This is a genomic window from Halomonas sp. HK25 (assembly GCF_047795635.1).
GTDB lineage: Bacteria > Pseudomonadota > Gammaproteobacteria > Pseudomonadales > Halomonadaceae > Halomonas.
Map to the genome: position 1 here is coordinate 2,640,324 of NZ_CP181044.1, position 24,618 is coordinate 2,664,941.

The 24,618-nt window shown below is 68.1% G+C and carries 20 protein-coding genes; 2 read left to right on the plus strand and 18 right to left on the minus strand.

Annotated elements, in window-relative coordinates:
• Positions 1-37: 37 nt before the first annotated feature.
• The 3 genes from ACM26W_RS12570 to ACM26W_RS12580 form a co-directional block, all read right to left on the minus strand.
• Positions 38-994 (minus strand): PstS family phosphate ABC transporter substrate-binding protein, encoded by a 957-nt coding sequence (locus ACM26W_RS12570; RefSeq protein WP_416137331.1) that lies wholly within the window; start codon positions 992-994, stop codon positions 38-40.
• Between the two features lie 159 nt (positions 995-1,153).
• A complete protein-coding gene (locus ACM26W_RS12575; protein WP_416137332.1) occupies positions 1,154-1,912 on the minus strand; it encodes a sulfite exporter TauE/SafE family protein in 759 nt (252 codons plus the stop codon).
• On the minus strand, positions 1,905-3,089 hold the full coding sequence (locus tag ACM26W_RS12580) for a Bcr/CflA family multidrug efflux MFS transporter (protein ID WP_416137333.1): 1,185 nt from the start codon (positions 3,087-3,089) through the stop codon (positions 1,905-1,907). Before ACM26W_RS12580 ends, ACM26W_RS12575 begins: the two co-directional genes overlap by 8 nt.
• A gap of 129 nt (positions 3,090-3,218) precedes the next feature.
• Between ACM26W_RS12580 and tal the strand changes: the two genes are divergently transcribed.
• On the plus strand, positions 3,219-4,157 hold the full coding sequence (gene tal / locus ACM26W_RS12585) for a transaldolase (protein ID WP_416137334.1): 939 nt from the start codon (positions 3,219-3,221) through the stop codon (positions 4,155-4,157).
• A 113-nt stretch (positions 4,158-4,270) separates the two neighbouring features.
• Here the strand turns inward: tal and ACM26W_RS12590 are convergent, their stop codons facing one another.
• The 9 genes from ACM26W_RS12590 to ACM26W_RS12630 all read right to left on the minus strand — a co-directional run bounded on the left by ACM26W_RS12590 (position 4,271) and on the right by ACM26W_RS12630 (position 16,986).
• Positions 4,271-4,780 (minus strand): STAS domain-containing protein, encoded by a 510-nt coding sequence (locus ACM26W_RS12590; RefSeq protein ID WP_416137335.1) that lies wholly within the window; start codon positions 4,778-4,780, stop codon positions 4,271-4,273.
• Complete coding sequence (locus ACM26W_RS12595; protein WP_416137336.1) at positions 4,767-5,954, minus strand: PP2C family protein-serine/threonine phosphatase; 1,188 nt, start codon at positions 5,952-5,954, stop codon at positions 4,767-4,769. Before ACM26W_RS12595 ends, ACM26W_RS12590 begins: the two co-directional genes overlap by 14 nt.
• A gap of 11 nt (positions 5,955-5,965) precedes the next feature.
• Positions 5,966-6,781: a VacJ family lipoprotein gene (locus tag ACM26W_RS12600; RefSeq protein WP_416137337.1), complete on the minus strand. Its 816-nt coding sequence runs from the start codon at positions 6,779-6,781 to the stop codon at positions 5,966-5,968.
• Between the two features lie 61 nt (positions 6,782-6,842).
• Positions 6,843-7,964: a beta-ketoacyl-ACP synthase III gene (locus ACM26W_RS12605; protein WP_416137338.1), complete on the minus strand. Its 1,122-nt coding sequence runs from the start codon at positions 7,962-7,964 to the stop codon at positions 6,843-6,845.
• 63 nt (positions 7,965-8,027) lie between these two features.
• Positions 8,028-12,077, minus strand: coding sequence for an ATP-dependent RNA helicase HrpA (hrpA, locus tag ACM26W_RS12610; RefSeq protein WP_416137339.1), 4,050 nt, complete (start codon positions 12,075-12,077; stop codon positions 8,028-8,030).
• A gap of 141 nt (positions 12,078-12,218) precedes the next feature.
• Positions 12,219-13,907 (minus strand): AMP-binding protein, encoded by a 1,689-nt coding sequence (locus ACM26W_RS12615; protein ID WP_416137340.1) that lies wholly within the window; start codon positions 13,905-13,907, stop codon positions 12,219-12,221.
• A gap of 195 nt (positions 13,908-14,102) precedes the next feature.
• A complete protein-coding gene (locus ACM26W_RS12620; protein WP_416137341.1) occupies positions 14,103-14,900 on the minus strand; it encodes a class II glutamine amidotransferase in 798 nt (265 codons plus the stop codon).
• Complete coding sequence (locus ACM26W_RS12625) at positions 14,893-16,497, minus strand: VWA domain-containing protein (protein WP_416137342.1); 1,605 nt, start codon at positions 16,495-16,497, stop codon at positions 14,893-14,895. Before ACM26W_RS12625 ends, ACM26W_RS12620 begins: the two co-directional genes overlap by 8 nt.
• 54 nt (positions 16,498-16,551) lie before the next feature.
• The gene (locus ACM26W_RS12630) at positions 16,552-16,986 is read right to left on the minus strand and encodes a hypothetical protein (protein WP_416137343.1); all 435 of its coding nucleotides are present in this window, start codon (positions 16,984-16,986) and stop codon (positions 16,552-16,554) included.
• A 49-nt stretch (positions 16,987-17,035) separates the two neighbouring features.
• Between ACM26W_RS12630 and ACM26W_RS12635 the strand changes: the two genes are divergently transcribed.
• Positions 17,036-19,126, plus strand: coding sequence for a S9 family peptidase (locus ACM26W_RS12635; RefSeq protein WP_416137344.1), 2,091 nt, complete (start codon positions 17,036-17,038; stop codon positions 19,124-19,126).
• A 334-nt stretch (positions 19,127-19,460) separates the two neighbouring features.
• On the opposite strand, the gene ACM26W_RS12640 is transcribed toward ACM26W_RS12635, so the two are convergent.
• The 6 genes from ACM26W_RS12640 to dnaX all read right to left on the minus strand — a co-directional run bounded on the left by ACM26W_RS12640 (position 19,461) and on the right by dnaX (position 24,390).
• The gene (locus tag ACM26W_RS12640; protein ID WP_290794998.1) at positions 19,461-19,907 is read right to left on the minus strand and encodes a YcgN family cysteine cluster protein; all 447 of its coding nucleotides are present in this window, start codon (positions 19,905-19,907) and stop codon (positions 19,461-19,463) included.
• A complete protein-coding gene (locus tag ACM26W_RS12645; RefSeq protein WP_416137345.1) occupies positions 19,907-20,218 on the minus strand; it encodes a YcgL domain-containing protein in 312 nt (103 codons plus the stop codon). The genes ACM26W_RS12640 and ACM26W_RS12645 overlap by 1 nt, the downstream gene beginning before the upstream one ends.
• Positions 20,215-21,342: a ribonuclease D gene (gene rnd, locus ACM26W_RS12650; protein WP_416137346.1), complete on the minus strand. Its 1,128-nt coding sequence runs from the start codon at positions 21,340-21,342 to the stop codon at positions 20,215-20,217. Before rnd ends, ACM26W_RS12645 begins: the two co-directional genes overlap by 4 nt.
• Before the next feature lie 54 nt (positions 21,343-21,396).
• Positions 21,397-22,002: a recombination mediator RecR gene (gene recR / locus ACM26W_RS12655; RefSeq protein ID WP_416137347.1), complete on the minus strand. Its 606-nt coding sequence runs from the start codon at positions 22,000-22,002 to the stop codon at positions 21,397-21,399.
• A complete protein-coding gene (locus ACM26W_RS12660) occupies positions 22,002-22,328 on the minus strand; it encodes a YbaB/EbfC family nucleoid-associated protein (protein ID WP_416137348.1) in 327 nt (108 codons plus the stop codon). The genes recR and ACM26W_RS12660 overlap by 1 nt, the downstream gene beginning before the upstream one ends.
• A 130-nt stretch (positions 22,329-22,458) precedes the next feature.
• Positions 22,459-24,390, minus strand: a complete 1,932-nt coding sequence (gene dnaX / locus ACM26W_RS12665) for a DNA polymerase III subunit gamma/tau (RefSeq protein WP_416137349.1) — start codon at positions 24,388-24,390, stop codon at positions 22,459-22,461.
• Positions 24,391-24,618: the final 228 nt, after the last annotated feature.

The window sequence follows — 24,618 nt, forward strand, 5'->3', positions numbered from 1 at the left end:
CCTAAGCGCCCCCGTTAACACGATTTATATCAATCTGTTAGTCGATGCCGAGCTCGCCACGAACGCGGCTGGCCACGGTCTCAGGCAGCGGGATGTAGCCGTCGCGGGCGGTCACTTCCTGCCCCTGCTTGGAGAGCACCATCTTCAGGAACTCGGCCTGCTGCGGGGCCAGATCCTCGTTGGGGTGCTTGTTCACGTAGACGAACAGGAAGCGCGCCAGCGGGTAGTTCTCGCTATCCACCTCGAAGGCTTCTTCGCCCTCGTCACGGGCCACCGGCACGGCGCGTACCTGGGAGGTGATATAGCCAATGCCGGAGTAGCCGATGCCATTGATAGACTCGCTCACGCCCTGCACCACCGAGGCGGAACCCGGCTGCTCGTTGATGGAGTCCTTGAAGTCGCCGCCGCAAAGGGCATTTTCGGCGAAAAAGCCGTAAGTGCCGGAGACAGCGTTACGGCTGTAGAGGGTGAAGTCGCGGTTCGCCCAGCTGCCATCCAGACCCAGTTGACCCCAGCGGGTGATGTCTTCCGGGTAACCGCAGCGGCGGGTGTCGGAGAAGATCGCGTCAACCTGAGGTACGGTGATACTTTCCAGAGGGTTGTCCTGGTTGACGTAGATGGCCAGGGCGTCGATGGCCACCGGCACCATGGTCGGCGGGTAACCGTGGCGATCCTCGAAGGACTGCACTTCAGAGGTACGCATCTCGCGGCTCATCGGGCCAAACTGGGAGGTACCTTCGGTCAGGGCGGTAGGGGCGGTGCTGGAGCCGGCACCCTGGATCTGAATGTTGATGTTCGGATACAAGCCCGCGAACTCCTCGGCCCAGAGGGTCATCAGGTTGTTCAGGGTGTCGGAACCGATGCTGGTCATGTTGCCGGAGATGCCGCTGGCACGCTCATAGGTCGGCAAATTGGGATCGACGCGTTCCGCCATGGCGGCGGTGCTGGCGAGAGAGGCACCGATAACTGCGGCAGCGATGAGCTTGGTTTTCATCTTGGTCTCCAGGTGTCGTGCGGCTGTGCCGCAGCGTTGATGACTCGATCCCGTATCCGTGGATCGATGGAGGCGACTATAGGGAGACCGCATGACACTTCGGTGACATGGCCAGCGGGTTCGATGAATCTTGTGTGACAGCTCGCGCGTGGTGAGGCGTCATACCAGCAGCGCCAGTGCCGCCATGGTGCAGAGCGCCAGGGACGCCCCCTGCAGCAGGCGACGGTCGAGGCGATGGGCGACGCGGCTGGCCAGCCAGCTGCCGGCCAGCACCCCCGGGGCGAAGGTCAACGCCATGCCGAAATGCCAGGCGCGAAGCAGCCCGCCCAGCCCCAGGGTGGCCAGCGTCATCAGGGCGGTGACCACGAAGAAGGCCGAGAGGGTGCCGCGCAGGCGGTCCGGCGAGAAGCCGTGCAGCAACAGCACCAGGGGTGGGCCGCTCAAGGCGGCGACGGTGCCGAAGATCCCCGAGAAGACCCCGGCGCCAAACAGGGTGGCGCGGTTGACCGGCAGCCGAAAGCGGAACAGGGTCACCGCCACCGCGAACAGCACGCTGCCGGCGATCAGCTTTTCCAGCACCGCCATGGGCGCGGCCAGCAGCAGCCACAGCCCCAGGGCATTGCCGGGCACCCGCCCCACCAGGGCCGTGCCGATCTCGGCCAGGCGCACCTCATGCCAGTAATGGCGCAGGGTGGTGAGTGCCACCGTGAAACCGAACACCACCAGGATCACCGGCACCAGCCGCGGCTCCAGCATCAGCAGCAGCGGCGCCCCCACCACGGCCAGGCCAAAGCCGGTGGCCCGCTGCACGAAGGCCCCCAGCGCCAGCACGGCCAGGCAACCGAGCCAGGTCCCGGAGTTCATGTCGAGCCAGGTCCCGGGGCTCGTGTCGAGCCAGGCCAGCAGCGCCTCAGGCATGGCCGGCACGGCCCGCCAGCACACGAAGGCCCAGGTTGCCGATCAGTGCCGCGCCCAGCATGGTGCCCACCATGGGCCAGGCGCTGTCCACCTCGAAGGCGCCGACCAGCACCCCGGCCAGCGCCCCGCAGGAGAACTGGATGCTGCCCTGCAGGGCCGCCGCGGTGGCGCTCATGTGGTGGAAGTGGTCGAGCAGCGCGGAGATGGCATTGGGCGCCACCAGGCCGATGGTGCCGGCGAACACCATGATCAGCGGCACCATGGTCCACAGCGACTCCAGGCCGCTGGCCACCATCAGCACCAGGCCCAGCGCCGCCCCCAGCTGGATGGCCAGTCCCAGGCGCAGGTTCTGCTGGGGACTGCGCCGTCTCAGCAGGCGGATATTGAGCCGGTTGGAGGCCGCCATGGCGATCACGTTGATCCCGAATACCAGCGGGTAGCGCTCGGGGCCCAGCCCGAAGTGCTCCAGGTAGAGGAAGGGCGAGGCGGTGATGAAGGCAAACAGACCGGCAAATGACATGGAGGCGGCGCATACATAGCCCATGGCCTCGCGGTGGCGCAGCACGCTGGCGTAGTTGGCCAACACCTGGCGCGGCGAGGCGACGGGCGACCCGGGGGCCCGGGTCTCCGGCAGGCGGGTGCCGAGCAGCCACATCAGAAAGGCGGCATACACCGCCAGAAAGATGAAGATCAGCCACCACTCCCCCAGATAGAGCAGGCCGCTGCCCACCACCGGCGCCACCAGCGGGGCCATCAGCATGATGATCGCCATGGTCGACATCACCTTGGCCGCCTCGCGCCCGCTGAAGCAGTCGCGCACGATGGCCGCCGAGTTGACCACGGTGGCGCCTCCCCCCAGGGCCTGGACGAAGCGCCAGACCAGCAGCTCGGGCAGCGAACTCACCGTGGTGATGGCGAGGCTTGCCAGCAGGAAGACCACCAGGCCGCCGAGCAGCACCGGCTTGCGGCCGATGCGGTCGGAGAGCGGGCCGAACAGCAACTGGCCCAGGGCGAAGCCGGCGAGGAAAGCGGAGAGGGAGAGTTCGGTATGGTGGATGCTGGCACCCACGGCATCGGCCAGGGCCGCCATGGCGGGCAGGTAGGCGTCGATGGCGAAGGGCGCCAAGGCGGTGTTGGCGGCCACCAGCAGCGCCACGCGTCGGGCGTCGAGGGTCAAGGGGGCTCCTGATGATACATAGATAGGCGGCTAATCATAGCCTATTGTCGCCTTCCCTGCCGGTCCCTGTTCCCTGTCATACTGGCTTGATAGAGTGACTTTCCCCTTTTCCACGAGGAGCCCAGCCCCATGGCCGACGATCTGCTTTCGCAACTCCGGCAAATGACCACCGTGGTCGCCGATACCGGCGACATCGACGCCATCCGTCGGTTCGAACCCACCGATGCCACCACCAACCCCTCGCTGATCCTGCAGGCCGCCCAGCTGGAGGGGCGCCGCGAGCGGCTGGGCGAGATTGCCCGCCAGGCCGTCGATATTGACGACGCCCTGGATGCCGTGGCCGTGGAGATCGGCAGCGAGATCAGTTCCCTGGTGCCCGGCTATGTCTCCACCGAGGTGAGCGCCCGACTCTCCTTCGACACCGACGCCACCCTGGCCCGGGCCCGCTCGCTGATCGAGCGCTATGGCCGACACGGGGTCGGGCCGGAGCGCATCCTGATCAAGGTCGCCGCCACCTGGGAGGGCATCCGCGCCGCCCAGCAGCTCGAGCGAGAAGGCATCCACACCAACCTGACCCTGCTGTTCGGCTTCGCCCAGGCCCAGGCCTGCGCCGACGCCGGGGTGACCCTGGTCTCGCCCTTCGTGGGGCGAATCCTCGACTGGCACAAGGCCCAGTCACCGGATACCGACTTCAGCGGCGACAGCGATCCTGGTGTCCAATCGGTGAAGCGCATCTACGAGCACTACAAGGGGCATGGCTACGACACCATCGTGATGGGGGCGAGCTTCCGCAACGCCGGCGAGATCCTGGCGCTGGCCGGCTGCGACCGGCTGACCATCTCCCCTGCCCTGCTGGGCGAGCTGGCCGATGCCCGCGGTCCCCTGGCGCGAAAGCTGGCCCCACTGGATGCCGAGACCCGAGCACCGGAACCGCTGCATGAGGCCGACTATCGCTGGCACATGAACGAGGATGCCATGGCCACCGAGAAACTGGCCGAGGGCATCCGCAAGTTCATGCAGGATCAGCGCAAGCTGGAGACACTGCTGGGCGAGCTGCGCCGGGGGTGAGAGCGACACGCAGCCTCGGTTGACGCCGGAGGATGAACCGGGGAGGCCTTCGGCCTCCATTCGTCGAAGCGTCGAACCGCGGGCAGAGCCCAGCTCTCACAAGGAAGCTCGGGTCAGTGCTGGTGGGGGTCGGCCTCATTGGCCTCGAGCATCTCCACCAGGGGCTGGAACTCCTCCCGGTTGTGCTCGCTCATGCGCATCAGGATGCGATGGGCCTCGAGAATGCGCTGGCGGGTGTCCTCCAGGTCGCTGGGTATCGCCGGTAGTTCACACAGCTCGCGCACTTCGGTAATGGGCGCTTCCACCTGGGTGAAATAGCGGGCGAAGCCCATCACGTCCAGCATGCGCTGGATGTCGGGATTGTCGGCAACGATGGTGGGGCGCTCGGCCAGGCGGCCTTCCACCGCCATGGCCACCTTGGCCAGGAAGCCCAGCGCCGTGGAGTCCACGTTGGTGGCGTCGCGCAGGTCGATGATCAGCGTCTTGAGCCCCCGGGTCTCGGCGAGCTGCTGGGCCTGGCGGTCCAGCGTCGCGCAGAGTGTCAGGCGTACATCGCCGCACAGTTTGAGGACGAAGACACCAGCATCGAATGCCGCCTTGATGCGTCCTTCATGATTCAACATTGCCAAATCCGCTCAACATCATGATGGTCAGGTCATCGGGCAGTGCCTCGATTCCCGTATCCAGGCTGGTATCATCACCGCTGGCCAGATGGCCAAGCGCCAGTCTGGTCCGCAGGTCGTCCAGCGTCTCGCTGGCCAGCACCCGCTGCTCGAGTTCCCTGAGCCGCGTGTCGAGCGTTTCGCCCGGCAGGCATTCCAATACTCCATCCGAACACAGCCACAGGCGGAAGTTCTCGGGTAGCGAACACCCCAGGATGGGGTACTCGGCACCGGGAAACAGCCCCACCGGCATGCCCACGCCGGGCAGGGGGTGGACATCACCCTCGGACACCAGCAGGGGCATGGGCAGCTGCGCGCCCAGCGAATAGTGAAGATAGCGACGCTCGAGGTCAATGACCCCGACGAACAGAGTGGCATGCTTGCCGATGCCAGTGTCCAGCAGCTCGCGGTTGAGATCCGATAGCCAGCGCGGCGGCAGGGCCTCCGGTGCGGTCCCGTCCCACTCCCCCTGCCAGCGGTTGGCCAGGTACTTGAGCAGCACCGTGACGAAGGCCGAAGAGGCGCCATGGCCGGAGACGTCGGCAAAGTAGAACAGCAGGTGGCGTTCACCCAGGCGCTGGAAATCCAGAAAGTCGCCGGAGAGATAGAGCCAGGGGGCGAACCAGTAGTCGCAGGTCACCCCTGCCTCCGTCTGGGGCGTGGGTGGTAGCAGCTTGCGCTGGATCTGGCCACCGGCCTGCTGGTCCAGGCGAAGCATCGCCAGGTGGGTCTCCAGGCTCTCGTTGAGCTCCTCGAGCCGCGCCTGATCCTCGCGCCGCGCCTCTTCCAGCCGACGCAGCTCGATCACCTTGCGGATCATGCGCCGCAACAACTGGCCATGGCGCAGCGGCTCGACGATGTAGTCCACCAGCCCAACATCCACCGCCGAGAGCAGCCCGGGGGCCTGGCGGCTATCGCTGACCACCAGGGTCGGCAGGCGCTCGCAGAGGGGCGCCCACTGGTCGTCGGACAGCGCTCGGACGTGGGCCACCACCAGCGACACCTCCGGCGGCAACCCATCGGGGCTATCGGCGGCGAACACCGCCAGGCCGTCACGGGCGATGGTCTCGGCCAGGGCATCACGCGCCGGGCCCGGGGCATCGATCACACCGATCAGCTGCTTGGGACGATCCATGGGAAGGGGCCTCAGTCGGAGAAGGCGTCGTCGGAAAAGGCGTCGTCGGAAAAGGCGTCGTCGGAAAAGGCGTCGTCGAAGTCGGCGTCGTCGAAGTCAAAGTCATCCATGGCGAAGGGGTCATCGCCCATCTCGCCGTCGCTGATCTCGAAGCGGCGCCGCTGCAGCCAGGCGTCGCGAATGAAGCTGTAGCGGTCGCCGGAAATCAGCTCCTCCTGGTCGAGCAGCCCGGCGCGCATGTCCACGATTCGCAGGGCAGTCAGCGCGATCTCGAGCTCGGCGTCGTCGAGGTAGTAGAGCGGGTAGGTCACCGCATCGGCGGGCAGGCCACCGGTATCGCGCACGGTGCTCGGCCCCAGCAGAGGCAGCACCAGATAGCGCGACTCCTCCCACCCCCAGACCGCCAGCGTCTGGCCAAAGTCCTCATCCCGGCCGGTGATCTCCATGTGGGTGGCAAAGTCCCACAGGCCGCCGATGCCGATGGTGGTATTGATCGCGAAGCGGGAGAGCGCAATGCCGGCGTTGCCCGGCTTGCCCTGCAGCAGGCTGTTGATCGCCGTGCGCGGCTCACCCAGGTTGGAGAAGAAGTTGCCCACGCCGGTCTGTACCGGCTGCGGCGTCACCGCTCGGTAGCCACGGGCGGTGGGCTTGAGCACCGCGCGATCCACGACATCGTTGAAGGAGAACACCCGGCGGTTGAAGCCTTCCCAGGGGTCATCGGGGTGGCGCTCTTCCATCGCCGCGGTGCTGGCGCAGCCAGCCAGCAGTGACACCGCCAGCAGACCCGCCACCGCCCTGCCCTGCCTTCCTTTCGTGCTGGCTACCATCGTTCTCTCCTTGCGGCTTGTTATGCGAGTTGTACTGCCAGTTATTACCAGGGTGTCAGGCTCAGGCACGCGTCACCACCACGCTGCCGGCGCTGTAGCCCGCTCCGAAGGAGCAGATCACCCCCAGCGCCCCCGGCGCCAGGTCGTCGCGATGCAGGTGGAAGGCGATGATCGAGCCCGCCGAGCTGGTGTTGGCGTAGCGATCGAGAATCACCGGCGCCTCCTGCTCGCTGGGGTCGCGGCCCAGCACCCGGCGGGCAATCAGGTCGTTCATGTGGCGGTTGGCCTGGTGCAGCCACATCCGCGCCAGGTCATCGCCGCTATGGTCGAGGCTCGCCAGGTGATCGCTGATCAGCGCTGCCACCAGAGGGCAGACCTCCTTGAACACCCGGCGCCCCTCCTGGACGAACAGCTTGTCCAGCGCCTGGGGATCCGAATCCGTCACCCGGTTGAGGAAGCCGGCATTGTTGCGGATGGCGTTGGAGAAGCGGGTCACCAGCCGGGTGCCAAGGATCTCGAAGCGTGCCTCGGCGGTGGCCAGGTCATCGCGCTCCAGCACGATGGCGGTACAGGCATCGCCGAAGATGAAGTGGCTGTCGCGGTCGCGGAAGTTGAGGTGCGCCGAGCAGATCTCCGGATTGACCACCAGCGCACGGGTAGCGTTCCCGGCGCGGATGGCGTTGGCGGCGGTCTCGATAGCGAAGGTCGCCGAGCTGCAGGCCACGTTCATGTCGAAGGCGTAGCCGCCGGCACCGAGCAGCGCCTGCAGTTCCACCGCCACCGCCGGGTAGGGGCGCTCCAGGTTGGAGCAGCCGACGATCACCAGATCGATGTCGCCCGCGGCCACACCGGCGTGCTCCAGGGCCTGGCGGGCCGCGGTGGCCCCCATCTCACACTGGAGGGAGGGCTCGTCGTTGCTGCGCTCACGCAGCCGCGGGCGCATGCGCTCAGGGTCCAGGATCCCCTCGGCGTCGAGCACATGGCGGCTGTGGATCCCCGAGGCCTTGACGATAAAGTCGGTACTCGAACGTTGCAGAGGCTCACGCTCACCCGCGGCAATGGCCTCGGCGCAACGCGCATTCTCGGCGTCCACCCAAGCATTGAACGCGGCCACCAGGGCATCATTGTCGATGGTGTGCTCCGGCGTGAAGAGTCCTGTGCCGGTGATCACGACGTTGGTCATGGATGTCTCCTTGTCGCGGCCCTGGGCCGCCCAGGCCGCTCGCGGCGGCCGCTGTTCCGGGGCTCAGGGGCGCCCGGTGATCTCCGCCCAGCGCTTCTCGAGGCGCTTGGCGGAGACCGCAAATCGGGTGCCCAGCTGCTGGGCAAAGAGCGAGACGCGCAGCTCCTCGATCCACCAGCGAAACTCTGCCAGCGCCGGCGGCGCCATGCCGCCGCGCCGCTCACTCTCCAGGCGGGCCTCGAGGCGCGTCTCCAGGGCCTGGACCTCCTGCATATGCATCTGGTCGCGCAGGCGCTCGCGGGGCGCCTTCTCCAGGCGGATCTGGGCCGCCTCCATATAGCGCGGGTACTCGTCGAGCCACTCGCCGGCCTCGCTGACGAAGCCGGGGTGCACCAGGCGCGCCATCTGCACCTTGAGATCACTGTATACCAGCGCCAGGGCCAGGTTCAGGTTGCCCTTCAACGCCTTGGCGACCACCAGATGGCCCTTGAGGGCGGCCTCCAGCGTCGCCACCAGGGCCTCGGCCCGGGGCACGAGCTCATCGCGGGTCGCGGCCAGGCGCACCTCGAGCTCAGCGGCCGAGCGGGGCAGCGGATCCGTGGCGACTACCCGGGTAAATACCGCCCGCACCACGTCATCGGTCAGCTGACGCTTGCTGCCCACCTTGGCGAACAGCAACGCGCAGGTGCCGAGCCCCTTGAGGCGCTCGATCTCGCGCACCGGGTCCGGCAGACGGCGCATGGCCAGGCGCACGATGCCTTCGCGATGGGCCTCGCGGGCCTTGTCGGGGTGGTCGAAGAGCTCGACCCGGAAGGCCTCGCCCTCGGGGACCAGGGCCGGGAAGGCTTCGACGCGGATGCCCGCCTGGGTGGTGACCCGGGACTCGGGCAGCGCCTCCCCGGGCAGCCCCTCCACCGGCGCTTCCAGGCGCGCCTCGGCGGCCAGCGACCGGGCCCCCTGCCCCGCCGCCGCCTCGAAGCGCCGCTCCAGCTCGCGGACATCGCGGCCCTGGCCCAGCACGCGGCCCTCGTGGTCCACCACCTTGAGGTTCATCACCAGGTGGGGCTCGAGCTGGTCCCGCTGCCAGTCGTCGGGGTGGACGCGGGCGCCGGTGCGGCGGCGCAGGAACTCGCCCAGCGCCTCGGTGAGTGGCACGTCGTCGGGGACGATCGTCTCCAGGGCGGCGTCGACCCAGTCGGGAATCGGCACCACCTGGCGACGAAGCGCCTTGGGCAGCGACTTCATCAGCGCGATGCACTTCTCGCGCAGCAGGCCCGGCACCAGCCACTCGAGCCGCGCCAGAGGCAGCTGGGGCAGCATGGCGGCCGGCACGGTGAGGGTCACGCCGTCATCGACCGCGCCGGGCTCGAAGTGATAGCCGAGCGGGTAGCGCACCCCGTTCAGGGCCAGCTCGTCGGGATAGTCGGCCTGGGTGATCTCGCTGGCTTCCCGGGCCAGCAGGGCGGCGCGGTCAAACTTGAGTACCGCGGGGTTCTCGGCCTCGGCGCTCTTGCGCCACGCCTCGAAGCCCTTGCCATTGTGGATACCCTCGGGGAGTCGCTCGTCATAGAAGGCAAACAGCGTCTCCTCATCCACCAGGATATCCCGGCGCCGAGCGCGATCCTCCAGGTCCTCGACCTCCTCGATCAGCGCCCGGTTGTGGGCGAAGAAGTCGCCGCGGGTCCTGAACTCCCCCTCCACCAGGGCCCGGCGGATAAACAGTTCGCGGGCCTCGGCCGGCGCGATGGGGCCGAAGTGCACCCGCCGCCCGGCCACGATGGGCAGGCCGAACAGGGTCACCTGCTCCTTGGCGACCACCTGGGCGCGCTTCATCTCCCAGTGAGGCTCCGAATAACTGCGCTTGACCAGATGCCCGGCCAGCGGCTCGATCCACTGAGGGTCGATCTTCGCCACGGTGCGGGCAAAGAGTTTCGTGGTCTCCACCAGCTCGAAGGCCATCAGCCACTTGGGCGACTTCTTGGCCAGCCCGGACCCGGGGTGGACGACGAACTTGCGGTTGCGCGCCCCCAGGTACTCGCGGTTCTCGGTGGCGAGCCCCAGGTGGGAGAGCAGCCCCGGCAGCAGCGCCCGGTGCAGGGTCACGGCACTCTGGCGGCGCGCCTGGGCGCGGGCAGCCTCCTGCTCCTCACCGTCGGCCATCGCTGGCTCATCGAGGACGGGCCGCAGCGCCGGCGGCGGCACCTCGATCTCCATGTCACGCAGCAGCTGGCGCAGCTGGCGGAAGGTGTCGTGCCACTCGCGCACGCGCAGGTAGTTGATGTAGTGCTCCTTGCACCAGCGCCGCAGCTGGTTGCCGGAGAGCGCCTCGCGGGCCGCCTCGACGCCGTTCCAGAGGTTGAGCAGCGCCACGAAGTCGGAGTCCGGGTCCTGCCAGCGGCGATGGGCCTGGTCGGCGGCCTGGCGCTTCTCCGCCGGACGGTCGCGGGGATCCTGGACCGCCAGGCCGGCCACCACGATCAGTACCTCACGCAGGCCGCCCTGCTCGGCGCCGGCCAGCACCATCCGTGCCAGGCGCGGGTCGATGGGCAAGCGGGCCAGCTTGCGGCCGATGGGGCTGATTCCACCCTGCTCGTCCACCGCGCCCAGCTCGAAGAGCAGCCGGAAGCCGTCGGTGACGAAGCGCGAATCCGGCGGATCGACGAAGGGGAAGGCCTCGATGTCGCCGAGTTTCAGTGAGAGCATCGAGAGGATCACCGAGGCCAGGTTGGTGCGGCGGATCTCGGGGTCGGTGAAAGCGGGCCGAGCGAGGAAGTCCTCCTCGTCATAGAGGCGAAGGCACACCCCCTCGGCCACCCGGCCGCAGCGCCCCATGCGCTGATTGGCGCTGGCCTGGCTGACCGGCTCCACCGGCAGGCGCTGGATCTTGGTGCGGTAGCTGTAGCGGCTGATGCGCACCAGACCCGGATCGATCACGTAACGGATACCCGGCACGGTGAGCGAGGTCTCGGCCACGTTGGTGGCCAGCACGATGCGCCGGCCGGCGTGGGGGGCGAAGACTCGGTTCTGCTCGGCGTTGGAGAGCCGCGCGTAGAGCGGCAGGACCTCGGTGCCGCGCAGGTCGGCCCGGCGCAGGGTATCGGCGGTCTCGCGGATCTCGCGCTCGCCGGGCAGGAACACCAGGATGTCCCGTGGGCCGTGGAGCCAGCGCTTGTCGCGCTCGATACGCTCGATCTCCTCCACCGCATGCAGGATGCCCTCCTGCAGGGTGCGGTCCTCCTCATCCTCGGCCTCGCGCACCAGCGGCCGGTAGTGCAGCTCCACCGGGTAGGTGCGACCGGAGACCTCCACCACCGGCGCCGACCGTTCGGGCTGGTTGCCCTTGCCGGGCGTGGCGAAGTGGGCGGCGAAGCGCTCCACGTCGATGGTGGCCGAGGTGATGATCACCTTGAGGTCGGGGCGACGCGGCAGCAGTCGCTTCAGGTAGCCGAGCAGGAAATCGATGTTGAGACTGCGCTCGTGGGCCTCATCGATGATGATCGCCTCGTAGCGGCGCAGCTCGGGGTCGTGGCGGGTCTCGGCCAGCAGGATGCCGTCGGTCATCAGCTTGACCAGGGTCTGATCACTGCTCTGGTCGCTGAAGCGCACCTGATAGCCGACCTGCTCACCGAGCGGGGTCTCGAGCTCCTCGGCCAGGCGCGCGGCCACCGAGCGCGCCGCCAGACGCCGCGGCTGGGTGTGGCCGATCAACCCGCGGCGCCCCAGGCCCAGCTCCAGGCAGATCTTGGGCAGCTGGGTGGTCTTGCCGGAGCCGGTCTCGCCCGCCACCACCACCACCTGGTGGTCACGCAGGGCCGCCAGAATCTCCTCGCGGCGCTCCGCCACGGGCAGCTCAGTGGGATAGTTCAGCGTCACCGGACGCTGTGCGCGACGGTCGACCACCTCCCGGGAGCGCGCCACGGTCTTGGCCGCCTCGCTCAGCCCGCGATCCGCCGGCTTGCCCTCCTTCACCCGCCGCGCCAGGCCATCCAGGCGCTTGTCGAGCGACGGACGGTCGCGCAGCAGCACGCCGTCGAGCGCCTGGCGCAGGGCGCTGAGGCGGTCGGCATCGGTCTGGAGGGTGGCGGTAGAAACGTCGGTGGTCACGTCGGACACGGTGGCTCCGCGGGTGGAAGGCAACAAGGAAAATTGCCCGTACCGGCGAACCGGTACGGGCAGCTCATTGTAACGCCGCGCAAGTGGCGGCGCCTAATTCAGGCCATTGAGGCTGACTATCGCCAGGCTAGGCGGTGGCTATCAAGAACCGGCCTTTGCCTTCGCCTTCTCGCGTTCTTCGTCGCGCAGCTGGCGGCGCAGCACTTTCCCCACGTTGGTCTTGGGGAGCTCATCGCGCAGCTCCACGTACTTGGGCACCTTGTAGCCGGTCATCTCCTTCTTGCACCAGGCGCGCAGCTCCTCGGGGTCGAGGTCATCACTGCGGGGCACCACGAACAGCTTGATCGCCTCGCCGCTGGCCTCGTCGTCCACGCCCACCGCGGCGGACTCCAGCACCCCCGGATGGGTGGCAACGACGTCTTCCACCTCGTTGGGGTACACGTTGAAACCCGAGACCAGAATCATGTCCTTCTTGCGATCGACGATGCGGATATAGCCGTCCTCCTGGAGCACCGCGATATCGCCGGTATGGAACCAGCCGTCGTCGTCGATCACCTTGATGGTCTCGTCGTCGCGGTTCCAGTACCCCTTCATCACCTGGGGCCCTTGCACACAGAGCTCGCCCGGCTCGTCGAAGGGCAGGTCGTTGCCGTCGGCGTCCACCACCTTGACTCGGGTCCCGGCCACCGGTTTGCCGATGGTGCCGAGCTGGATGGCGTCCACCGGGTTGAAGCTCACCACCGGTGAAGTCTCGGTGAGCCCGTACCCCTCGGCGATCTCGCAGCCGGTGACCTCCTTCCAGCGTTCCGCCGCGGACTTGGTCAGCGCCATGCCGCCGGAGATGGTCAGGTGCAGCTTGGAGAAATCCAGGGCGCGGAAGTCCTCGCGGTTACACAGGGCGTTGAACAAGGTGTTCAGGCCAATGAAGGCAGTGAACTTCAACCCCTTGAGCTCCTTGACGAAGTTGGGCAGGTCGCGGGGGTTGGTGATCAGGATGGAGTGGTTGCCGGTCTCCATCAGGAACAGGCAGTTCACCGTGAAGGTATAGATGTGATAGACCGGCAGCGGCGCGATTATCACCTCCTCGCCGTTGTTGAGGCCGGGGCCGATGGCCTGCCCCGCCTGCAGCATATTGGCCACCAGATTGCGGTGGCTGAGCATGGTGCCCTTGGCCAGGCCAGTGGTGCCGCCGGTGTACTGCAGCGCAGCGATATCGTCGAGCTCGCGCTCCACCTCACGGTGCTGGCGAGACGCGCCCTCCTTGAGCGCCTGGCGGAAGGGCGTATGCCCAGGCAGACGGAAGGGCGGCACCATCTTCTTGACGTACTTGACCACCAGGTTGATCAGCGGTCGCTTGGGGAAACCGTGCAGGTCACCGAGCTCGGTCACCAGCACGTGCTGGATATCGGTGCGGTCGAGGACCTTCTCGAGCTTGTCGGCCATGTTGGCCAGGATCACGATGGCCTTGGCACCGGAATCCTTGAACTGGTGGGCCATCTCCCGCTCGGTATAGAGCGGGTTGGTGTTGACCACCACCATGCCGGCGCGCATGGCGCCGAACACCGCCACCGGAAACTGCAGCACGTTGGGGAGCTGGATAGCGATGCGATCCCCCGGCTGCAACGTCGTATCGTGCTGGAGCCAGGCGGCGAAATCGCTGGAGAGGCGATCCAGATCGGCGAAGGTCAGCGTCTGCCCCATGCAGCTGAAGGCCGGCTTGTCGGCATAGCGCTTGACCGCCGCATGAAAGATGTCGGTGACCGAATCATACTCCTCCATCCCCTTGAGCTCGGGGCCGGACAGGATCGGGGCGTTGGCATGCTCACTCATCACGAGTCTCCGCTTTGTCGCCGATGGGCCATCGGCGCTTGTTGTTGTCCCGGGGCCCTACCTTAAACCGGCCGGCTCAGGCTGTAAAACGAACGATTGAAACAGTAGCTTGAAACCGATGTGGTTATGCCCTCATGCCGGGCCCCTTTACCGACAGCCTGTGCCACTCCAGCCGCGAAGGCCAACCGGCTGATTTCACGCTTGGCGGCGGCCGAAGCACGCCTGGATCACGCCGTCGCGCCATACCAGCAACTCCCCCGGGAGCATGCGCTCCCAGGCTTCGTTGTCGGTGAGCGGTTCGGTGGCGATCACCGAGACGACGTCGTGGGTCGTGGTGTGCTCGGCAAAGTTCACGGTGAGCTCGGCATCCGACAGGCTCGCCCCGCCGAAAGGGGCCCGTCGGGTGATATGGGCCAGCTTGGTGGAGCAGAAGGTGTAGAGGTAGTCGCCATCGGCCAGCAGCAGGTTGAACACGCCGAGCCCGCGCAGGCGCTCGCAGAGCTGGTGGAGCAGCCGCCACAAGGCCTGGCGCGCCGCATCATTCTGCGGACGCTCCGGGAAGCAGCGGCGCAACTCCCCCAACAGCCAGCAGAAGGCATGCTCGCTGTCGGTATCACCGACCGGGCGGTAGAAGCTGAGCGGCAGGCCCTGCCAGTCCTCGAGCTGGCCGTTGTGGGCATAGCACCAGGGACTGCCCCACATCTCACGCACGAAGGGGTGGGTATTGGCCAGGCGCACCTGGCCCACGTTGGCCTGGCGAATATGGCTGATGACGATGTTCGATTTGATCGGGTAGTCGGTGATCAACCGCGCGATGGGCGAATGCACCGAGGGGTGGGGGTCGCGGAAGTCGCGGTAGCCGCCCTCCTCGTAGAAGGCGATCCCCCATCCGTCGCGATGGGGACCGGTGCCGCCCCCGCGATGCAGGAAGCCGGTGAAGCTGAAGCAGATATCGGTGGGCACGTTGGCGCTCATGCCCAGAAGTTCACACATGCGGATCCTCCCGGTGGATGGTCCTGCGCGGCGCGCGTCGATGCCGCCATGCCAGCAGAATCAGAAGCGTCAGCATGACCAGGCCCGCCACCGCCCACTGGCGAGGGTCGCCGGCGAAGGCCGCGCCACGGCGCTCGAGCCAGGGCCACGCTTCGCGCCACAGGACAGCGGCATGGGCCGGCAGGTCATTGATGAAGTCGATGAAGCGGTCGGCGGCGCTGTCAGGCACCGCCTCGGTCTCGCGGCCGGTGGCGAGGTCCTCGTGGAAGCGCTCGCCCAGCGGGCGCCGGCCCGCTTCCCCAGCAAGCCCGCGGCCCTCCTCGGCCTCTTCCAGCAGGCTCAGTAACGGCTGCACATTGACCGCCAGGTAGCGCTGGCGGACGATCCCCTGCCCCTCGGCATGCAGACGCAGGCGAGCGGCACCGGAGAGCTCAGGCACCGTCAACTCCCCGACGAAGCGTTCACCCTGGCGCTCCAGCCCCACCGCCACCTGCGCGGTGTCCTCAGCGTCGAGCAGGGTAGCGCTGATGGCGAGATCCTCCGGCGCCGCCTGCCAGGGCTCACCGCCGCGGACCAGCCAGGCCTCCAGCGGCATCGTCAGTCCCGGGTGAAGAATGGCCGGCACCGGCGCGAATTGCAGGCTCACCGCGCCGCGCACCCCGATGCGGCTGTCGCTGGCGAACTCGCCCTCCAGGTGCCACTCGCCGGGGGCGGGATCAGGCACCCGTATCAGATCGAAGCGCGGCTCCACCTGCCAGCGCGCGCCGGTCGGCGGGCTGTCGGGCGTGTAGCGGGTGCCATCCGGGGCGACCAGGGTCAGCGGCGCGCCATCCGGCGCGTGCAAGAGCAGTGCCGAGAAGGCCTCGACGCCGGGCTCGATGGTGAAGCGCCCTTCGGCCAGGGGCACCTGGTCGGCGGGGAAGATACGCTCGACGATATCGACGAAGGCACCCAGCAGGCTCTCCGGCGACTGCACCAGGGCCGGCAGGCCACCGGTGGTGCGGGAGAGCCGCTCCACCAGGTCGAGGTCGGCTGAGTCGGAGAAGGCGATGGCATGCACCACCACGCCGCGCTCGGCCAGCGCCGGGGCCAGCTCCTCGAGCAGGGTGCGCCGCGAGGCAACATCCACCGCCGGCTTGGCGCCACGCGCTGGCGACAGGTCGATCATGCCATCGGTGAGCAACACCAGATGGCGCCAGCCGTTGGCCGGGCTCTCGGCGGCGCGGCGCACGGCCGCCTCGATGTCCGTGTGGGGCTGATAGTCCACCAGGGCCGGGCCCAGGGCCATGGCACGCTCGCGCCACCCCGCGTCCACCGCGTCGAGGGTCAGCGGGTTGTCGACGCGCTCGCCGAAGGTCCAGACGCCGGCCGGGGTGCCTTCCGGCAGCAGTGATGCCAGCAGCTCCAGAGCGCTGGCGGCGAGCTGGTCGGGATCGTTGGTGCGCATGCTGCCGGAGACGTCGATGATCACTCGTACGTCCGGATTCTCCTCGACCGGCTGCGCCAGCCCCGAACCGGCTACCAGCCAGAGCAGGCTCGCGACCAGCAGGCAGGCCAGACCTCGCCCTCTCTGACTGACCATCCATGACCAGGCCATTCCCGGCTCCTTAGCCGATTATCGGCTCCTGATTAACCGGTAATCGGCTCCCGATCAGCCGATCACCGGCTCCTGACGCCCGCCACCGCCACGCCGGGCGGGGGGAGCGTCGTCCTCGTTGTCATCCATGTCGACATAGTCGTCACGCCCGCCGCCGCGCCATGCCAGCAGCAGCCCGAAGGCCACACCGGCCGCCGCTCCGGCAACAGTCAACATCAGCGCCGGCAGCGCCAAGCCGCTGTCACGCTCGAGCAAGCCCACCAGGGCCACCACCACCGCCGGGGCCAGGCCGGTGTAGAACTCCCCCTCTTCCAGAAGCGGCATCCGGAAGCGCGTCGGGACCCACATCACGCCGGCCACCAGCCAGGTGATCGGCAGCCGCAGCAGCCGCGGCAGGAAGGCCAGGCCCAGGTAGCCGGTCAGCAGCACCACCAGCGACAGGAAGCCGTAGACCAGCCATAGTAGGGTCATCGAATCGGTAATTGGCATCGCCACCTCTCTTTCTTTTCACAGTCTTGAGTATGGTACATCCCCCACCATGAAAGCACAGCCGCCGCATCGCCCCGACCGCCAGGCCTCCGTTTCCCCGGCTGTCCGTTTCCGCCGCGCAGAAGACCCCGAGTGGCACTGGCTGGAAAACCGCGAGGAGCCGGAGGTCACGACCTTTCTCGAGGCGGCCAACGCCGAATTTTCCGCCTGGTTTGCTCCTCTGGACGACCTGGTGGAGCGCCTCTACCACGGCCATCTGGCGCGCCGCGAGCTGGCCGTGCACGGCCTGCGTTCGCCCCTGGATCACTATACCTACTGGAGTGAGACCGCCGCCGAGGCCGACTATCCGGTGTGGTGGCGCCATCCCAACGGCAAGCCGGACCGTGCCGCCCCCTTCCTGGACCTCGAGGCCCGGGCCGCCGACCACGACTTCCTGGAGCTCGGCGACATGGCCCTCTCGCCGGACGAGCGCTGGCTGGCCTGGAGCGAGGACACCCGCGGCGACGAGATGTTCGACCTCTTCCTGGCCCACCTCCCCGACGGTCGGCCCGTGCGCCTGCTGGAGGGCATCGGCCCCGAGCTGACCTGGGCGGAGGACAACACCACCCTGTTCTTTACCCGCTATGACGCCACCCAGCGCCCCGAGAGTATCTGGCGCCTGGCGCTGGCCGAGGGCGTGGCGGGGGAGCCCGAGCTGGTGCTGCGCGAGGAGGACCCGGAATTCTGGCTGGGGCTCGGCAAGACCCGTTCCCGGGAGTGGCTGGTGCTGGAGAGCGCCTCCAAGGACACCAGCGAGAGCTATCTGATCCCGGCCCGGGCGCCGGCCACCGCCCCGCGCTGCTTCCGTCCCCGGGAGAGCGGCGTGGAACTCTCCCTGGACCATCGTCCGGGTCACTTCTATCTGCTGCACAACCGCGACGCGACCCACTTCCGGCTCGATGTGATCGACGAGGCGCGCCTCGCTGATGCCGCTGATGCCGACCAGTGGCAGCCGCTGATTCCCCACCGCGACGAGGACACCCTGGAGGGCGTCGATGCCTTCGCCTGGGGCCTGGTGATCACCGAGCGCGACCATGAGGAGGCCCAGGTTCGGCTCAGGGTGATGGAGTTCGATGCCGACCACGACGTCACGCGGGACGAGCGCCTGCCGCTGCCGGAGACGCCCTGCAGCCTGGCGCTAGGCGATGCGCCCCACTTCGACCAGCGCCGCCTGCGCCTGCGCGAGGAGTCCTTCGTGCTGCCGGTGAGCTGGATCGAACACGACCTGGACAGCGGCGAGCGTACCCTGCTCAAGCAACAGCCGATCCACGGTGACCTCGCCCCCGATGCGCTCGCCTGCGAGCGGCTGTGGGCAACCTCCCACGACGGCGAGCGCATCCCCGTCTCGGTGGTGATGCGCGCCGACCTGGCCGGCCACCCCCTGCCGACGCTGCTCTACGGCTACGGCGCCTACGGCGAGGTGCTCGACCCCTGGTTCTCGGTGGCACGCCTGGAGCTGCTGGCCCGCGGCGTGGCCTTCGCCGTGGCCCACGTGCGCGGCGGCGGCGACCGCGGCGAGCCCTGGTACCTGGCCGGCAAGCTCGAGCACAAGGCCAACAGCTTCCGCGACTTCCTCGCCGCCAGGGACTGCCTGGTGGAGCACGGCATCAGCGACGGCGAGCGTATCGCCGCCTACGGCGCCAGCGCCGGCGGCCTGCTGGTGGGCGCCAGCCTCAACCTGGCGCCGAAGGCGTTCTGTGCGGCGGTGCTCGATGTGCCCTTCGTGGACGTGCTACGCACCATGGAGAACCCCGACCTGCCGCTGACCACCGCCGAGTACACCGAGTGGGGCAACCCGGACGAGCCCGACACCCGCAAGCGCATCCATGCCTATTCGCCGCTGGACAACCTGGCCGCGGCCCCCTACCCGACCATGTTCCTGCAGGGCAGCTGGCACGACACTCGGGTACCCTACTGGGAGCCGGCCAAGCTCTATGCGCGGCTGACGGAGCTCGGCACCGCGCGCGGGCCTGTGCTGCTGCGCACCGACATGGCCGCCGGCCACGGCGGCGCCTCGGGCCGCTTCAAGGCGTGGCACGACGGTGCCCGCCAGGACGCCTATATCCTCTGGGCACTGGGGGTGGAAAGCCGCGAGGGATAAGGGTCCACATGGAATCTCCCGCCAGAATTAACCACTCCTGAGCAGTAGACCTGCCCAGGCGCTGTTTTCACTGGTGGGAGCCACACTCCGCGGGGGGAAGAGCTGGGTTTTGTGGGAGCTGGGCTCCGCCCGGCGAATGGAGACCGAAGGGCTCCTGGGCGGTATGCGCCAACGCCGACAACACCGCTGGGGCGGCTTCGCCGCCATTCGTCGAAGCGTCGAACCGCCGGCAAAGCCGATCTCCCACCAGTGGATTGACGTCCTGGAGGTTATCCAGCTGCCACCAGTAGCCTCAAGGCTTGATGAGGCTACAGCAGCTCTACTCCTGGCAGGATCAATCGATCGGAATCACCGCGATGATATGGTCCTCGTACTGCTCCTCCGGCACCCCGCGGCTCGTCACGGCGAAGCTGCGCACGCTGATGCCCTTGCGGTGAACCCGCTCCGGGTCGCCGGAGAGCAACGGATGCCAGCGGGCCAGCTTGCGCCCCTCCGCCACCCGCCGATAGGCGCAGGACTTGGGCAGCCAGCGGAACTGGTCGATCAGCGCCGGGGTGAGCCGGGTGCAGTCCGGCACACGTGAGAGCCGGTTCTCGTAGTCGCTGCAGCGGCAGCTGTGGATATCCAGCAGTTCACAGGCCAGGTTGAGCACCGCCAGTTCGCCGCTCTCGTCATCCTGGAACTTGAGCAAACAGCACTGGCCGCAGCCGTCGCACAGCGCCTCCCACTCCTCGGCGGTGAGCTCCTCGAGGGGATACTGCTCCCAGAATCGTTCACGCATCAGTAGCGCGCCTGGGTGGGGGTGCGGTAGAGATCCAGCATGTACTCCTCCTTGGCGGGGGGCATCTGCAGGTAGAAGCCCTTCTCGCGGATCGCCGCCATGACGTCGGCAGCCTGGGCGCGCCCCATGGGCTTGCCGGGAGAGAGGATCAGGGTCATCGCCGGCTGAGGCTTGCCGAAGCGCTCGAGCAGCGGCTCGGGTACCCGACAGAAGCCCTCGCGCTTGTCCACGTAGAGATACATCTCCTCCAGGCGGGGGCTCTTGAAGACCTCGCACAGCAGCTTGTCGCCGCGCATCCGATCATCGCTCATCGGGGCTGTTCCTCCAAGGCCCGGGTGAGGCCCGCATTGAGTTGCTCGCCGCGCCAGCCTGACGGCAGCGGCAGGGGGTCGTCTTCCAGGTGGGCGGTGACCAGAGCTTCCAGGTCGCGGCGGCGCAGCAGCACCTCCGGGGCCAGGCCCTGGGCCTCGGCCTCGGCGTTGACCACCTTCTTCAGCGCCTTGAGCACCCGCTTGAACTCCGGCGCCATGGGCGACGGCAGCGCCGGCGGCAGTTCGGCGTCGTCCAGGTGGCGGGCCTGGGCCACCAGCGCCAGCAGGGTATCGCCGTCGCGCTTGATCAGGCTCGGCTTGACGTCCTCGATGCGGGCCAGCTCGAAGCGGTTCTCGGGCAATGCCTCGGCGATGGCGTAGAGCACCCGGTCGTGGACCAGCCAGCCCCGCGGCAGGTTGCGCGCGCGGGTCTCACCCTCCCGCCAGGTGGTCAGGCGGCGGTAGGCCTCGACCTGGCGCGGGGTCAGGCGCCACAGCTGGCGCTGGCGCTGGTACCACTGGCCATCGGACTCGCCGTTGCGACCCGCCTGGGCCACCAGCTCGGCGCAGTCCGCCTCCAGCCAGGCCAGGCGGCCATGGCGCTGGAGCGACTCGCGCTGCTGCTGCCACACCTCGACCAGGTAGATCACGTCCAGCGCCGCGTAGGCCTGCTGGGTCTCGGAGAGCGGACGCGCCAGCCAGTCGGAACGGGTCTCGTCCTTGGGCAGGGTGTGGCCGGTCCAGTGCTCCACCAGCTTCTGGTAGCCCATGGACGGGGTCTCACCCAGCAGGCCCTGGGCCAGCTGGGTATCCACCAGCGGCGAGGGAGTGACGCCGGCCCAGCCGGCGAAGACCTCGAGGTCCTCGCTGGCCGCGTGGACCAGCTTCAGCGGTCCTTCGGCCAGCAGCCGACGGAAGGCATCGGTGCAGGCCACCGCCTGGGGGTCGACCAGCCAGGCCGGGCCGCCGGTGGAGAACTGGATCAGCGCCGGCACCGGGTAGAAGGTGTTCTCGCGGAAGAACTCGGTGTCCAGCGCGATGATATCGGCACCGGCCACCTCTGCGCAGGCGGCATCCAGTGCCTCGGGGGTATCGATCCAGCGTATTTCGGGGGTCAGGGGCATGGGGGTTCCGGCAGGTCGGGAATCGTCAGGGTCGGGAACTATAAACGACAGGGGTCAGTCGCCCCGGAACGGCAGGCGGCCGTTGAAGGCGCGGCTCAGGGTACCGCCATCCACGTATTCGAGCTCGCCGCCCATGGGTACGCCATAGGCGAGCCGTGACAGGCGCACCCCGTGGGGCGCGAACTGGGCGGCGATGTAGTGGGCGGTGGCTTCTCCCTCCACGGTGGGGTTGGTGGCGAGGATCATCTCCTCGATGCCCCCCTCGGCCACCCGTGCCTCGAGCTGGTCGAGACCGATGTCCTCGGGACCGATGCCATCCAGGGGCGAGAGGTGTCCGTGGAGCACGAAGTAGCGTCCGCGGTAGCCGCCGGCGTCCTCGATGGCGAGCTGGTCGGCGGGTGACTCCACCACGCAGAGCAGGGCATCATCGCGCCGCGCGCTCTCGCACAACCCACACACCTCCTCCTCGGTGAGGGTGCGGCAGCGCCGACAGTAGCCGACCCGCGTAATGGCCTCATCGAGCACCGCGGCCAGGCGCCGGCCGCCGTCGCGGTCGCGCTCGAGCAGGTGCATGGCCATGCGCTGGGCGGTCTTGGGCCCGACGCCCGGCAGCACCCGCAGCGACTCCATCAGTTTCTCGACGAGGGGGGAGAAGCTCATCAGAAGGGCATCTTGAAACCCGGCGGCAAATTCATGCCGGAGGTGACCTCCTCCATCTTGGCCTTGGAGTTGGCCTCAACCTTGCGCACGGCGTCGTTTACCGCCGCGGCCAGCAGGTCCTCGAGCAGCTCCTTGTCCTCCTCCATGACGCTCTGGTCGATATCGACCTTGCTGACATCGTGGCGGCCGTTCATGGTCACCTTGACCATGCCCGCTCCCGCCTCGCCCTGAACCTCGGCGCGGGCGACCTCCTCCTGGACACGCTGCATCTTCTCCTGCATCTCCTGGGCCTGCTTCATAATGTTGCCCATTCCACCCTTGAACATGGTGATTCCTCTCTCTGTCGGACTATGTGTCGGTCTATGTATCGGTCGGTTTGTCGATCGGTGACTCGGTATGGGTCTGATGCATCTGATTATGACGCCGCGGCGGCCCCGCCGTTCAGGAAAGGGCCTGTCAGGAAGACGCCCCGGCGTCGGCAGGCTTGACGGTGGATTCGACCAGCCGCGCCCCGAAGGCCTGCTGAAGCTTCTGAATATTGGGGTCGCGCTGCAGGGCGGCCACGGCCTCGGCGTGGCGCTCGGCCGCCAGCCGTTCGGCCTGCTGGCGCGGGGTCTCGACCTCCTCGGGCAGGGTCCCCTCCTCCACCGCCAGCCGGCGTACAATGCCATGTGTCGCCAGGGCATCGCGCATGCGCTCCAGGTGGATATCGGCCCGCATGGCGGAGAGCGACGGGTCCAGACGCATCCGCAGTACCTCGCCGTCGTCCTGCTCCACCACGCAGTTGGCCGCCAGGTTGCGGGTCAACCCGCCCAGGCCCAGCGACTCGAAGCAGGCCAGCCACTCGGCGTGGCCGAAGAGGCCTTCCATGCCGGGGGCCGGGGCGGTGGACGACGCCCGGGCGGGTGCGGGCGCCTCGGGCAGGGAGTCTGCCATCGGCTTGGTCAGCGGCTGGGGCTCGGCATCGACGCCCCGAGGCTGAGCGACCGCCTGGGGCTCGGACGTCGGCTCGAGGTGGGGCTCTGCTGGTGGCGCGGGCACGGGGGGCGGCTCGGGCAGGGCCTCCCAGGGCGGTGGCTCCTCGGATGCCGGTGTCTCGCGCGGCTCCGGCTCGGGGACCACTGCCGACGGCTCGGCGGCCAAGACCGCGGACGGCGCTTCCGATGGCGCAGCCGACGAGGCGCTGCCGGAGGCGCCCGGGACGGTCTGCGGCGCATTGGACGCGGGGGCCCCCTGCCGCCCCGCGCCGCGCAGTGGCAGCGGCGTGCTGGCCGGCTTCGGCACGCCCTGGGGGCGGAAGGCCAGCATGCGCAACAGGGTCATCTCCAGCGCCGTGCGCAGGTCCGGCGCATGCTCCATGTCGCCTCGGCCCTGGATGCCGATCTGGTAGTAGAGCTGTACGTCCTCGGCGGTGAAGCAGGCAGCAAGCTGAAGCAGCGCCTCGCGATCGCCGTGGCCGTTGTCCAGGGCATCGGGCACCATCTGGGCGATGGCCAGGCGGTGCAGCACCGCGGTGAGCTCGTCGAGCACGGCGGCGAAGTCGGGGGCGCGCTCGGCCAGCGCCGCCAACTCGGCCAGCACCCGAGCGGCGTCCACCTCGGCCAGGGCCTCGACCAGCGCCAGCACGTGGCGTTGATCCAGGGTACCCAGCATGGCCGCCACGTCGGCGTGCTCGACGCGACCCTGGCCGAAGGCGATGGCCTGGTCGGTGAGGCTCATGGCGTCGCGCATGGAGCCCTCGGCGGCGCGGCCCAGCAACCACAGGGCGCTCTCCTCGAACGGCACCGACTCGGCCTCGAGCACCTTGGCCAGATGGCCGACGATGCGCTCGGGCGGCATGTGCTTGAGGGTGAACTGCAGGCAGCGCGACAGCACCGTGGCGGGCAGCTTCTGAGGATCGGTGGTGGCCAGCAGGAACTTCACGTGGGGCGGCGGCTCTTCCAGGGTCTTGAGCAGCGCATTGAAACTGCTGGTGGAGAGCATGTGTACCTCATCGATGAGGTACACCTTGTAGCGGCCCTGTGTCGGGGAGTATTGAACGTTGTCGAGCAATTCGCGGGTGTCTTCCACCTTGGTGCGCGACGCGGCATCCACCTCGATCAGGTCGACGAAGCGCCCCTCGTCGATGGCCACGCAGCTGGCGCACTCCCCGCAGGGGGTCGAAGTAATGCCCTCGTCGTCGTAGCCCTTGGCCGTGCAGTTGAGGCACTTGGCGAGGATCCGCGCCAGAGTGGTCTTGCCGACCCCGCGGGTACCGGTGAACAGGTAGGCGTGGTGCAGCCGCCCCTGGTCCAGGGCATTGACCAGCGCACGCTGGACGTGCTCCTGGCCCACCAGTTCATGAAAGGTACGCGGCCGCCACTTGCGGGCCAGAACCTGATAGCTCATGCAGCGCGAAATCCTTGCGGTGGTCGGGTGTCGGCAACGTACCGGCGCCCGTAAATTGATCGGCGCTCGAAGCCCGACAGAGGCATTCATTCTAGCGACTGGGGCCGGCCGCGGAAAGCAACGAGGCCCGTGCATCTTGCGAAGCTCGCCTCAGCCTCTGCGCCACCCTCCGGCTGTGGTAGTCTCGGCCGGAATGACAGCGCAGTACGCCTCGAACAGGGATGAGAC